The sequence below is a fragment of the Streptomyces sp. SM1 genome, assembly GCF_002910825.1.
Classification (GTDB): Bacteria; Actinomycetota; Actinomycetes; order Streptomycetales; family Streptomycetaceae; genus Streptomyces; species Streptomyces okerensis.
The window spans coordinates 1-12,475 of sequence record NZ_NEUB01000208.1; the positions used below are offsets into that span (position 1 = coordinate 1).

The 12,475-nt window shown below is 71.9% G+C and carries 11 protein-coding genes and 1 pseudogene; 5 read left to right on the forward strand and 7 right to left on the reverse strand.

Annotated elements, in window-relative coordinates; genetic code table 11:
• On the forward strand, nucleotides 1-1,659 hold a 1,659-nt coding region (locus tag B9S61_RS04690), incomplete at its 5' end, for a hypothetical protein (protein ID WP_374936182.1).
• A gap of 83 nt (nucleotides 1,660-1,742) precedes the next feature.
• On the opposite strand, the gene erpA is transcribed toward B9S61_RS04690, so the two are convergent.
• Nucleotides 1,743-2,099 (reverse strand): iron-sulfur cluster insertion protein ErpA, encoded by a 357-nt coding sequence (gene erpA / locus B9S61_RS04695; RefSeq protein WP_103541052.1) that lies wholly within the window; start codon nucleotides 2,097-2,099, stop codon nucleotides 1,743-1,745.
• A 286-nt stretch (nucleotides 2,100-2,385) separates the two neighbouring features.
• Between erpA and nadA the strand changes: the two genes are divergently transcribed.
• Nucleotides 2,386-3,570 (forward strand): quinolinate synthase NadA, encoded by a 1,185-nt coding sequence (gene nadA, locus B9S61_RS04705; protein WP_103541054.1) that lies wholly within the window; start codon nucleotides 2,386-2,388, stop codon nucleotides 3,568-3,570.
• 74 nt (nucleotides 3,571-3,644) lie between these two features.
• Here the strand turns inward: nadA and B9S61_RS04710 are convergent, their stop codons facing one another.
• The 5 genes from B9S61_RS04710 to B9S61_RS04730 form a co-directional block, all read right to left on the reverse strand.
• Nucleotides 3,645-6,761 carry an efflux RND transporter permease subunit gene (locus B9S61_RS04710; protein WP_103541055.1) on the reverse strand — a complete coding sequence of 1,039 codons (3,117 nt, stop codon included), beginning with the start codon at nucleotides 6,759-6,761 and terminating at the stop codon, nucleotides 3,645-3,647.
• Between the two features lie 176 nt (nucleotides 6,762-6,937).
• Nucleotides 6,938-7,615 (reverse strand): response regulator transcription factor, encoded by a 678-nt coding sequence (locus B9S61_RS04715; protein ID WP_103541056.1) that lies wholly within the window; start codon nucleotides 7,613-7,615, stop codon nucleotides 6,938-6,940.
• Nucleotides 7,616-7,690: 75 nt separating this feature from the next.
• Complete coding sequence (locus B9S61_RS04720) at nucleotides 7,691-8,914, reverse strand: sensor histidine kinase (protein ID WP_103541057.1); 1,224 nt, start codon at nucleotides 8,912-8,914, stop codon at nucleotides 7,691-7,693.
• A 134-nt stretch (nucleotides 8,915-9,048) separates the two neighbouring features.
• The gene (locus B9S61_RS04725) at nucleotides 9,049-9,330 is read right to left on the reverse strand and encodes a hypothetical protein (protein WP_103541058.1); all 282 of its coding nucleotides are present in this window, start codon (nucleotides 9,328-9,330) and stop codon (nucleotides 9,049-9,051) included.
• Nucleotides 9,331-9,350: 20 nt separating this feature from the next.
• Nucleotides 9,351-10,127 (reverse strand): PspA/IM30 family protein, encoded by a 777-nt coding sequence (locus B9S61_RS04730; RefSeq protein ID WP_103541063.1) that lies wholly within the window; start codon nucleotides 10,125-10,127, stop codon nucleotides 9,351-9,353.
• 271 nt (nucleotides 10,128-10,398) lie between these two features.
• On the opposite strand from B9S61_RS04730, the gene B9S61_RS04735 reads away from it, so the two are divergent.
• Both B9S61_RS04735 and B9S61_RS04740 read left to right on the forward strand, forming a co-directional pair.
• The gene (locus B9S61_RS04735) at nucleotides 10,399-11,043 is read left to right on the forward strand and encodes a DUF3043 domain-containing protein (protein ID WP_258039549.1); all 645 of its coding nucleotides are present in this window, start codon (nucleotides 10,399-10,401) and stop codon (nucleotides 11,041-11,043) included.
• 83 nt (nucleotides 11,044-11,126) lie between these two features.
• Nucleotides 11,127-11,795 carry a methyltransferase domain-containing protein gene (locus tag B9S61_RS04740; RefSeq protein WP_103541060.1) on the forward strand — a complete coding sequence of 223 codons (669 nt, stop codon included), beginning with the start codon at nucleotides 11,127-11,129 and terminating at the stop codon, nucleotides 11,793-11,795.
• A gap of 158 nt (nucleotides 11,796-11,953) precedes the next feature.
• Here B9S61_RS04740 and B9S61_RS04745 read toward each other — a convergent pair whose 3' ends face one another.
• Nucleotides 11,954-12,190, reverse strand: a complete 237-nt coding sequence (locus tag B9S61_RS04745) for a hypothetical protein (protein WP_103541061.1) — start codon at nucleotides 12,188-12,190, stop codon at nucleotides 11,954-11,956.
• 126 nt (nucleotides 12,191-12,316) lie between these two features.
• On the opposite strand from B9S61_RS04745, the pseudogene B9S61_RS42070 reads away from it, so the two are divergent.
• A pseudogene (locus B9S61_RS42070) lies at nucleotides 12,317-12,475 on the forward strand (adenosylcobinamide kinase/adenosylcobinamide phosphate guanyltransferase); the annotation flags it as partial.

Genomic DNA, 12,475 nt, shown 5'->3' on the forward strand with positions numbered 1-12,475 from the left:
GACACGGACACGGACGAAGCAGAGGCCGAAGCGGACACCGAGGGCGAAGCAGGCACCGAAGCGGAAGCGGGCGCCCCGGAGACCCGGCCGGAACCGACCCCGGACACAGCCGCCGCGGACAAGGCCGGGGCCACTGCCCCCCGGCCGGAACCCACCCCGGACGAGACCGTCGTGGGCGCGCCCCGGGACGGCGCACGGCGCCCCGGGGACGACGGGGCCGCCTATGGTCCGGCGCGGCGGCGGTCACCCCTTCTCATCGCCTCCGTCGCCGCCGCCGTGCTGCTCGTCGGGGGCGGCGGGGCGTATCTCGCCACCGGCGCCGCCGGGGACTCCGCCGGCGGTACGGCCACGGGGGCGAACGGTGACACCACTCCCCCGCCGCTGGCCCTCGACGGCGACCCGGAGGTCCCGGAGAACGGCATCGCACCCGGCGAGCCCAACCCGTACGGCGCCACCTACCGCGCCGACGGAACGCTCCCCGGCGGTCCCGGTTCCGCGCCGGTGTACCGCGCCGGCGGGGAGGTGACCGAGCGGCAGGTGGTCGCGCTGGCGCAGGCGCTGGGGCTCGACGGGAAGCCGGTCGCGGAGGGCGGGTCCTGGCGGATCGGCGGGCAGGACGGTTCCGGGCCGACGCTGCGGGTGGACCGGGAGGCCCCGGGCTCGTGGACGTTCCACCGGAACACGCCGGGCACCGACAACTGCAAGGGCGCCACGTGCAGGGCCCCGTCCGTCGGCGACGGCAGGGTGGTCGGCGAGGCGGCCGCCAAGAAGGCCGCCGCGCCCGTCCTGAAGGCCGTGGGCCAGGACGACGCGAAACTCGACGCGAGCCAGATCATGGGCGACCGGCGCGTGGTGAACGCCGACCCGGAGGTGGGCGGTCTGCCGACGTACGGCTGGACCACCGGTGTGGTCGTCGGCGCCACGGGCGAGGTGGTCGGCGGCAGCGGCCGGCTCGCCGAGCCGGTGAAGGGGGAGGTCTACCCCACGGTGAGCGCCCGGGAGGCGCTGGACCTGATGAACGCGGCCCCGGGCGACAGCCCCCGCGCGGGGATCGGCGGCTGTGCCACGTCCGTACCGCTGGAAGAGGACCGGCAGCAGGAGGACTGCGCTCCGGGGACGAAGCCGGCCGGGGAGACCGTCACGGTCGACGACGCGGTGTTCGGACTGGCCGCGCACTCCGTGGACGGGCGGCCCGCCCTCGTGCCGTCGTGGCTGTTCGAGGTGCGGCCGGCGGGTGCGCCGGAGGCGTTCACGGTGACGCATCCGGCGGTCGACCCGGAGTTCCTCGCCCCCGCGGCCCGGTCCGGTGAGGCCAGTCCGGCGCCGACGCGGCCCGGTGACGAGCCGACCGCGGCGCCGCCCGCCGGGGAGGCCGAGGTCGCGGGCTACACGGCGCAGGGCGCGGAGCTGACGGTGTTCTTCATGGGCGGCGTGTGCGCCGACTACGAGGTGACCGCGAGCGAGAGCGACGGCCGGGTGACGGTACGGGTGACCGAGACACCCTGGCCGGACAAGGTGTGCATCCTGATCGCCAAGCAGTACCAGGAGACGGTGCGGCTGGACGCGCCGCTCGGTGACCGCGAGGTGGTGGGCACCGACGGCGAGCCGGTGCCGCTGCACAAGGACGGTGCCCGGCTGCCGGCGCCGCCCACCCGGTAGCCGGGGGCGGACACGACGAAGGCGGCGGCCCCGCAGGAGGGGCCGCCGCCTTCGTCATGTGCCGCCCGGGGTGGCACCCGGGTTCAGCTGAAGGAGTCACCGCAGGCGCAGGAGCCGGTGGCGTTGGGGTTGTCGATCGTGAAGCCCTGCTTCTCGATGGTGTCGACGAAGTCGATGGTGGCGCCGCCCAGGTACGGGGCGCTCATGCGGTCGGTGACGACCTTCACGCCGTCGAAGTCCTTGAGCACGTCGCCGTCGAGCGAGCGCTCGTCGAAGAAGAGCTGGTAGCGCAGGCCGGAGCAGCCGCCGGGCTGGACGGCGACGCGCAGGGCGAGGTCGTCACGGCCTTCCTGGTCGAGCAGGGCCTTGACCTTGGCCGCGGCGGCGTCGGTCACGACGATGCCGTCGGTGACGGTGGTGGTCTCGTCCGATACGGACATCTACATCTCTCCCGGGTTGTACGGAGACTGCTTGACGACGGTTGCAACCGGCGGGACCGCGGATTCATTCCGGGCCGGGCGCGTCTTTTCCTCGCCTCCCTTCTCATGCTCGCACACGTGCTGCGGAGCGGAAAACGGCTCCTGTGGGGCGTCGCGGGAACGAACCGGCGCCCGCCGGGATTCACGTCACACGGACGCTATGGCCGTCGTCAAAGTGACGTGAACCGGTTATGATAGATAGCGTCATTTCGACGAGAAGTCGCCAGAAACAGAAAGGGTGTGTGTCGTGACCACCGCCCAGACCCAGGAGCTCGACGTACAGCCGACGCCCCTCGCCCTGCTGCTCCTCGGCCGGGAGGCCGACCCGAGGAGCGAGCGCGGTGTGGAGTGTCCCGGCGACCTCCCCTCGCCGTCCGACCCGGACCTCGTGGAGCGCGCCCGCGCCGCCAAGGAGAAGCTCGGGGACAAGGTCTTCGTGCTCGGCCACCACTACCAGCGCGACGAGGTCATCCAGTTCGCCGACGTCACGGGCGACTCCTTCAAGCTGGCCCGGGACGCCGCCGCCCGGCCGCAGGCCGAGTACATCGTCTTCTGCGGTGTGCACTTCATGGCCGAGTCGGCGGACATCCTCACCGGGGACGAGCAGAAGGTGGTCCTGCCCGACCTCGCGGCCGGCTGCTCCATGGCCGACATGGCCACCGCCGAGCAGGTCGCCGAGTGCTGGGACGTACTGACCGAGGCCGGCGTGGCCGAGCAGGTCGTGCCCGTCTCGTACATGAACTCCTCCGCCGACATCAAGGCCTTCACCGGCAAGCACGGCGGCACCATCTGCACCTCCTCCAACGCCAGGCGGGCCCTGGACTGGGCCTTCGAGCAGGGCGAGAAGGTGCTGTTCCTGCCCGACCAGCACCTGGGCCGCAACACGGCGGTGCGGGACATGGGGATGTCCCTGGAGGACTGCGTCGTCTACAACCCGCACAAGCCGAACGGCGGGCTGACGGCGGAGGAGCTGCGCGGCGCGAAGATGATCCTGTGGCGCGGTCACTGCTCGGTGCACGGCCGCTTCAGCCTGGACTCGGTCAACGACGTGCGCGAGCGCATACCCGGCGTGAACGTGCTGGTGCACCCCGAGTGCACGCACGAGGTCGTGTCCGCCGCGGACCACGTCGGCTCGACCGAGTACATCATCAGGACGCTGGAGGCGGCCTCGGCCGGCTCCAAGTGGGCCATCGGCACGGAGCTGAACCTGGTCCGCCGCCTGGCGAACCGTTTCGCGTCCGAGGACAAGCAGGTCGTGTTCCTCGACAAGACGGTCTGCTTCTGCTCCACGATGAACCGCATCGACCTCCCCCACCTGGTGTGGACGCTGGAATCCCTCGCCGAGGGCAACCTGGTCAACCGCATCGAGGTGGACAAGGAGACGGAGGCGTTCGCGAAGCTGGCGCTGGAGCGGATGCTGGCGCTGCCGTAGCCACGGGTCCATGACGTGAGGCCCCGTCCGGTCACCTTCGTGACCGGACGGGGCCTCACGTCGTTCCGGGTGCCTCAGAGCTGCGCCGGCGCGGGCTCCTGAGAAGCCTCCGCCCGCACCGCCCCGCCCTTCTTCGCCGCCCGCTTCTTCGCGCGCCGCTCCTTGCGGAGCTCCAGCATCGCGTAGAGCGTCGGCACCAGCAGCAGGGTCAGCAGCGTCGACGTGATCAGACCGCCGATCACCACGACGGCCAGCGGCTGGGCGATGAATCCGCCCTCACCGGTGACGCCCAGGGCCATCGGCAGCAGGGCGAAGATCGTCGCCAGGGCCGTCATCAGGATCGGCCGCAGACGGTGGCGGCCGCCCTCCAGCACGGCCTCGACCACGCCGTAGCCCTGCGTGCGGTACTGGTTGATCAGGTCGATCAGCACGATCGCGTTGGTGACCACGATGCCGATCAGCATCAGCATGCCGATCATCGCCGGCACACCCATCGGGGTGCCCGTGACCAGCAGCAGGCCGATCGCGCCGGTCGCCGCGAACGGGATGGAGACCAGCAGGATCAGCGGCTGGGCGAGCGACCGGAAGGTGCCGACCAGCAGCATGAAGACGATCGCGATGGCGGCCAGCATCGCCAGGCCCAGGTTGACGAACGCCTCGTCCTGGTCCTCGGTCACGCCGCCGATCTCGGCCGTCGCGCCCGCGGGCAGTGTCAGCGCGTCGATCTTCTGCTGGAGCTCCGTGCCCACCGCGCCCGTGTTGTCACCGGTCGGCCTGGCCGTGACCGTGGCCGAGCGCTGGCCGTCGATCCGGGTCATGGAGACCGGGCCGTCCACCACCTCGACGGTGGCGACGTCGCTCAGCTTCACCGGGCCCAGCGGCAGGTTCCTCAGCTGCGCCACGGTGGTGGCCGGCTTCGCCGAGCGGATGACGACATCGCGCTCGGTGTCGTCGAGCACCGCCTGGGCAGCCGGGGTGCCGCGCACCGCCTGGGCGACGGCCGCACCGAGGATCTGGTCGTCGAACCCGGCCGCGGCGGCCTTGTCGTTGACCTTCACCGAGATACGGGGGACGCTCTGCGACAGGTCGCTGCCGGCGTCCGTGACGTCGTCCAGGGAGGACACCGCCTCCAGCACCTGGTCCGCCGCCTTGCGCAGCACCTGCGCGTCGGCCGCCTTGACGACCACGCTGAGGTCCTGGCTGCCGAAGCCGTCACCGGCGGCGATGGTGGTGGTGCCGATGCCGTCGAGCTCCGCGAGGCCCTTCTCCAGGCTGTCCGTCACGTCCTCGGAGGACGCGTCGTCCTCGATCATCACCTGGTACGTGGCCTGGTTGGTGTCCGTACCGCCGCCGAAGGCCGCCATGAAGCCGGACGAGCCGACCGTCACCTGGAAGTCCTTGACGCCGTCGGTGTCGCCGATCAGCTTCTCGACCTTCCTCGCCTCGGCGTCGGTCGCGGCCAGGCTGGTGCCGGGCTTCAGCTCCTGCCGGACGGTGAGGACCTGCTGCTGGCCCGGGTCGAAGAAGTTGGTCTTCAGCAGCGGCGCCATGGCGAAGGTGCCGATCAGCACGACGACCGCGATGGCCAGGCTGGCCATCCTGCGCCGGGTGGCGAAGCGCAGGACGGAGAGGTACATGCCCTGAAGGCGGCTCCTGGCCTCCTTCTCCTCCGCGATCCTGCGCGCCTCCCCGGCGTCCTCCGGGGTGCCCTTCGGGGGCCGCAGGAACCAGTACGACAGCACCGGGACGACCGTCAGCGACACCAGCAGGGAGGCCAGCAGCGCGGCGGTGACGGTGAGGCTGAAGGAGCCGAACAGCTCGCCCACCATGCCGCCGACCAGTCCGATCGGCACGAAGACGGCGACGGTGGTGAGGGTCGCGGAGGTGACCGCGCCGGCCACCTCGCGCACCGCGTTCATGATCGCCGCCTGGCGCTCCTCGCCGTAGCCGAGGTGCCGCTTGATGTTCTCCAGGACGACGATGGAGTCGTCCACGACCCGGCCGATGGCGATGGTCAGGGCGCCCAGCGTCAGCATGTTCAGCGACAGGTCGCGTGTCCACAGCACGATCAGGGCGAGGACCACGGACAGCGGGATGGACACCGCGGTGACCAGGGTGGAGCGCACCGAGGCCAGGAAGACCAGGATCACCAGGACGGCGAAGAGCAGACCGAGCGCGCCCTCGGTGGTGAGGCCGTCGATGGCCTTGGACACCGCCGGGCCCTGGTCGCTGACGACCGTGAGGGTCGCGCCGTCGCCCAGGTCCTCGCGCAGCTCCGGGAGCTTGTCCTGGACGGCCTCGGAGATGGCGACCGCGCTGCCGTCGTGGTCCATGGTGGCCAGCACGGCGAGGCTGGGCCTGCCGTTGGTGCGGGTGAGGGAGTCGGCCCTGGCCTCCTCCTGCGTCACCGTGGCGACGTCACCGAGGCGGACCGGGTCGCCCTTCCCGGGCTCACCGGGAACCCTCAGGTTCTCGATCTGCTCCAGCGAGGTAAGGCCCCCGCCCACCTGGACGGTGCGGTTGGCGCCGTCCTCGTCGAAGGAGCCGGCCGGTACGGTCGCGCCGCCCGCCTGGAGGGCCCCCGCCAGCGACTGCGCGGTCAGACCCGCCCTCGACAGCTTCGCGGTGTCCGGGGTGACGACGACCTGGACGTCGCGCACGCCGTCCACCGTGACCTGGCCGACGCCGTCGATGCCCTCCAGCGCGGGCACCACGGTCCGGTCCAGCTCGTCGGCGAGCGCCTGCTGGTCCGTGTCGGAGGTGACGGCGAGCACCACGGCCGGGATGTCGTCGGTGGAACCGGCGACGACCTGCGGGTCGACGCCGTCCGGGAGGCGGGCCCCGGCGCGGTTGACGGCCTGCTGGACGTCGGCGACGAGCTGCTGGGTGTTGTTGCCGAAGTCGAAGGACGCCATGATCACGGCGTTGCCCTCGCTCGCCGTCGAGGTGACACCGGAGATGCCGTCGACGGCCTCCAGGCTGTCCTCGATGGGCTCGACGACCTGCTTCTCGACCACGTCCGGGGACGCGCCCTGGTAGGGGGCGATCACGGACACCATGGGCAGTTCGATGGTGGGCAGCAGCTGCTGCTTGAGCTGGGGTATCGCGATCGCCCCGAAGACGAGCGCGATGATCGACATCAGTCCGATCAGCGCCCGTTGCGCGAGGCTGAATCTGGACAGCCAGGACATGGACAGAATCTCTTTTCCGTGGAGCGGCAGAAGTCCCGAAGGAGGGCGGGCGCGCACGAGTGGGCGCCCGCTCTACACCCTGGGCCATGGACGGGGGCCGATCCGTAGACCTGAGGACCAATTCCTTACGCGGCGCATACTCCGGACGCAGTACGCGGCGGTACACCCCCGCGGTACTACTCCGCCCTCGGACGGACCAGTCCCGACTCGTAGGCGACGACCACCAGCTGGGCCCGGTCGCGGGCGCCCAGCTTGGACATGGCCCGGTTGACGTGGGTCTTCACGGTCAGGGGACTGACCTCGAGGCGTTCGGCGATCTCGTCGTTGGAGTGGCCGCCGGCCACCTGGACGAGCACCTCGCGTTCGCGCACGGTGAGCGAGTCCAGTCTCCCGGCTCGGTCCGGGTCGGGGTCGGACGGGCCCTCCTGGGCGAGGAAGCGGGCGATCAGGCCCTTGGTGGCCAACGGGGACAGCAGCGCCTCCCCCTCGGCGGCGATCCGGATGGCGTTCAGCATCTCGTCGGGTTCCGAGCCCTTGCCGAGGAAGCCGGAGGCACCGGCCCGCAGCGACTGCACCACGTAGTCGTCGACCTCGAAGGTCGTCAGTATCACCACGCGCACCCCGGCGAGTTCCGGGTCGGCGCTGATCATGCGGGTGGCGGCGAGTCCGTCGGTGCCGGGCATCCGGATGTCCATGAGGACGACGTCGGCGCGTTCCTCCCGGGCCAGCCGGACCGCCTCCGCCCCGTCGGACGCCTCCCCCACCACCTCCATGTCCGGCTCGGAGTCGACCAGCACGCGGAAGGCGCTGCGCAGCAGTGCCTGGTCGTCGGCGAGCAGGACACGGATCGTCATACGGGCTCCAGCGGCGCGGTGGTCACGGGTGGCGGCCGAGGTGGCCGAAGGCGGTCGGGGGCGCGGTCGGGAGGGTCAGGGACGGCGGCTCTCCGCCGCGGACGTGCGGGGCTTGACGGGAAGGATCGCATGGACGCGGAAGCCGCCTCCGTAGCGGGGGCCGGTGGTGAGGGTGCCGCGCAGGGCGGTCACCCGCTCACGCATACCGAGCAGTCCGTGTCCGCCGCCGGGCGCCGGGTCCTGCTCCTCGCCGCTGCCGTCGTCGAGGACGGTGATCTCGATATGAGGTCCCACCCGTACGACGCTGACCTCGGCGTGTGCCGCCGTGCCCGCGTGTTTCTGCACGTTGGTCAGGGCCTCCTGGACGATCCGGTAGGCGGCCAGGTCGACGGCGGCGGGGAGACCGGTGCCCTCGTCGGTGCGGGCGACCTCGACCCGCAGTCCGGCGCTGCGGAACGTGCCGGCCAGTTCGTCGAGGCGGTCCAGACCGGGAGCCGGCTCGGTGGGCGCCTCGGGGTCGCCGGACTGGCGCAGCAGGCCGACCGTGGCGCGCAGTTCGCCCAGCGCCGAGCGGCTGGCCTCGCGGACGTGGGCGAGAGCCTCCTTGGCCTGGTCGGGCCGCTTGTCCATGACATGGGCGGCGACCCCGGCCTGCACGTTGACCAGGGCGATGTGGTGGGCGACCACGTCGTGCAGCTCGCGGGCGATGCGCAGGCGCTCCTCGGCGACCCGGCGGCGGGCCTCCTCCTCGCGGGTGCGCTCGGCGCGTTCGGCGCGCTCCCGGATGGCCTGGACGAAGGCGCGGCGGCTGCGGACCGCGTCCCCGGCGGTGGCGCCGATGCCGGTCCAGGCGAAGATCGCCAGGTTCTCCTGGGCGTACCAGGGCAGCGGGCCGACGGCCATCGCGGTGCCGGTCAGGACGGTCATGGTGAGCAGGCCGATCCGCCAGGTGGTGGGGCGGTCGGTGGTGGAGGCGACGGTGTAGAGGGCGATGACGGCGCACATGACGACGGGGGCGCGGGGGTCGCCGGTGACGGACTCGGCCACGGAGAGGCCGCCGGCCAGCGCCAGCACCGTACGGGGGGCGCGGCGGCGGAAGACGAGCGCGGCGGCGCCGAGGGTCATCAGGACGAGGCTGAGCGGGTCGGGGGTGCGCAGTTCCCAGCTGACGCCCTCGGGGCCGTGCGGGGCGACGAGGGAGCCGGCGACCATGCAGACGAGGACGCCGGCCGCGAGGGCCGCGTCCAGGGCGAAGGGGTGCGCCTCCGCCCGGCACCGGGCGCGCGTCAGGGTGCTCACGGGAGTTCACCGTAGCCGGGGGCTCCGTGCGGGGGCCGTGCCCCCGCCTTCCCCACGGGTCCTGGACGGGCGCCGTTCTCAGACTCCTCCAGGGCGGGCACCCCCGGACGGGCCGGCGGTCCGGCCGGCGCCCGTCATGTGCCCGGGATGAGGCCGTCGTCGCTCAGCAGTTCCCTGACCTCTTCCAGGGTCGCCTCGGGGGACGGCAGGATCAGGTCGGAGGGCTCCAGGGAGTCGTCCGGCAGGGGCTCGCCGAGTTCGTGGACCTTGGCCAGCAGCGCCTTGAGGGTGGCGCGGAAGCCGGGCCCGTCGCCGTTCTCCATCTCGGCGAGCAGTTCCTCGTCCAGTGCGTCCAGCTCGGCGAGCCGGCTCTCGTCCAGCGTCACCTGCCCCTCCCCCATGATCCGTACGATCATGTCGCCCTCCTCGGCGTGGGCTACTGCTTGTCGAAGCGCGGAGTGTCCTGCGGCTGCTGCCGGGGCTGCTGCGACCCGTCGCCGCCCTCGATGGCCTGACGGTCACCGCTGCCGCCGCCGGCCAGCTCGGCCTTCATGCGCTGCAGTTCCAGCTCTACATCCGTACCACCGGAGAGCCGGTCCAGCTCGGCCTGGATGTCGTCCTTGTGCATGCCGGACTGGTCGTCGAGGGCGCCGGAGGCGAGCAGTTCGTCGATCGCGCCGGCCCGCGCCTGGAGCTGGGCGGTCTTGTCCTCGGCGCGCTGGATCGCCATCCCGACGTCCCCCATCTCCTCGGAGATGCCGGAGAAGGCCTCGCCGATCCGGGTCTGCGCCTGGGCCGCGGTGTAGGTGGCCTTGATGGTCTCCTTCTTCGTACGGAAGGCGTCCACCTTGGCCTGGAGGCGCTGGGCCGCGAGGGTGAGCTTCTCCTCCTCGCCCTGGAGCGTGGCGTGCTGGGTCTCCAGGTCCGTCACCTGCTGCTGGAGCGCGGCGCGGCGGGAGAGCGCCTCGCGCGCCAGGTCCTCACGGCCGAGCGCGAGCGCCTTGCGGCCCTGGTCCTCCAGCTTGCCCGACTGGGACTGGAGCTGGTTGAGCTGGAGCTCCAGCCGCTTGCGCGAGGTCGCCACGTCGGCGACGCCGCGGCGGACCTTCTGGAGCAGCTCCAGCTGCTTCTGGTACGAGTAATCGAGGGTTTCGCGAGGGTCCTCGGCCCGGTCAAGGGCCTTGTTCGCCTTCGCGCGGAAGATCATCCCCATACGCTTCATGACACCGCTCATGGGCTTCGCGCGCCCCCTTCTGACCGACTCCAGCTCAGCACCTGCGACAGAACCCACAGTACGGGCCCTGCATCCATTACCGCACTGTTCGGGGACGGATGCGCTCATCCCCAAGGACGAGTGGGTACCCTCCCGCTCCGGCGTAGGGAGTAGGTGGTTCCCGGGGTCGGCCCCTCGGGACGTCCCGGAGAGCCGCGCTACGTCCCCTCCTGTCCTTTTGGAGACGTCCGGTGTTGCCGGATCGTTCCCCATCTGGCTGGGATCCAACCCCGGGCACCCCGTACCCTTGGGTTTTGTGTTCCGTAGCCGCGCCAAGGAAGAGAAGGCATCCGCCGCCGACAAGGCGACGCTGACCGACTCCCAGCAGACCCGTCACCCGGAGGCCCCCAAGGGCCGTCCCACGCCCAAGCGGAGCCAGGCCCAGAGCCAGCGCCGCAGCGTGGCCAATACGTCGATGTCGCGCAAGGACGCGGCCAAGCGGCAGCGCGAGGAGCGCCGCAGCGCGCTGGAACGCCAGCGCAAGGCGCTGGCCAGCGGCGACGAGCGTTATCTGCCCGCCCGTGACAAGGGACCGGTGCGCCGGTTCGCGCGCGACTTCGTGGACTCGCGGTTCAACATCGCGGAGTACTTCCTGCCGATGGCCGTGATCATCCTGGTGCTGAGCATGGTCCAGGTGCCCCAGCTGCAGAACGTGGCACTGCTGCTGTGGCTGGTGGTCATCGTGATGATCGTGCTCGACTCGATCGTGAACGGGTTCCGGCTGAAGAAGCAGCTCGCCGGGCGCTTCCCCGACGACAACCGGCGCGGCGCGGTGGCCTACGCCCTGATGCGCTCGCTCCAGATGCGCCGGCTGCGACTGCCCAAGCCCCAGGTCAAGCGCGGGGAGCGGCCCTGACCACGACGCCGTTCGCCGACGGCGCGGCAGCGGACCGACGACGCGGGCTCGACGGTCTGCGCGACGTCGTCCGGCAGGAGCTGGTGGCCCGCCAGCTGGAGGAGCAGATAGTCGGGCGCTTCCCGGTCGGACGGCGGCTGCGGGTGCTCGACGTGGGCATGGGCCGGGGCGCGCAGGCGCTGCGGCTGGCCCGGGCCGGTCACCAGGTGACCGGAATCGAGCGGGACACGGCGATGATCTCCGCCGTGCGGGAGGCCCTCGCCGGGCAGCCCGAGGGCATCCGGGACCGGATGCGGATCATCGAGGGCCAGGCCGGGGACACCGGTGTGCACTTCCTGCCGGGCAGCTTCGACGTGGTGTTGTGCCACGGCGAACTCATGTACGTCGAGGAGCCGGACGCGTTGCTGGCGGGTGTGGCCCGGATGCTGGCCCCCGGCGGGCTGCTGTCCCTGCTGATGCGCAACGGCGACGCGCCGGCGATGCGGGCGGGGCTGTCCGGTGACTGGGCCGGGGCACTGGCGGGCTTCTGCACGACGGCGTACGGGCTGAAGAGACTGACGTCGACGCTCGCGGGGATCGGGGCGCCGCTGCACACCTGGTACGGGGTGCGGGTCTTCACGGACAGTGTGCCGGACGGCGGGATCCTCCCGTCCGACCTGGACACGCTGCTCGCGGTCGAGGACCGGGCCGGACGGACCGACCCCTACCGGGGGGTCGCCTCGCTGCTGCACCTGTGCGGGGTCCGGGGCTGAGGCGGTTCCCTGCCGGTTCGCCGTGTCCCGCCCTTTGATCGCCCCCGCCGCCCCTCCGACCCCGACGCGCGGTTCCCCGCGCCCCTGGAGGGGCGCGGGGAACCGCGCGAAAAACGGGGAGGGGGGCGGGGAAAGCCTTCGGACCCGCCCCCCTGGCGTCATGCCTCTTCCGCCTCCGCGTCCGCCTCCGACTCCGCGTGGAGGCTCATCGGGCCGTAGATCTCCGTGGTGTCCTCCAGCAGCCGTACCTGGTCGGCGCCCCCCTCCGCGAGGGCCTTCCAGTTCTCCCCGATCCAGGACTCGGCGTCCCCCTGTGTGGGGAACTCCTCCGGCGGCACCGCGGGCTCGACCTGCGTCCCGTCGGCCTTCTCGAACCGCCACGTCCATGCCGCCATGTACGCCTCCCATGGGTGTGAGCACGCTGAGCACACTGTCACGACAGAAGCCGGATCTTGGTCCGGCTCCTGCCGGAAGCCTAGTCGGACGGGCACCGGTCGTGGGGACAGGAGAAAATCGGGTCCGTGGAACTGACTCTGCTCGGCACCGGTGCCCCCGCGGGACTGCCCCGCCCCGACTGTCCCTGCGCCGCGTGCGCCTCCGCGTTCGGCGCGGACGCGCGGGCGGCCACCTCGCTGCTCGTGGACGGGGCGCTGCTGCTCGACCTCACCCCGGGCGCGGCG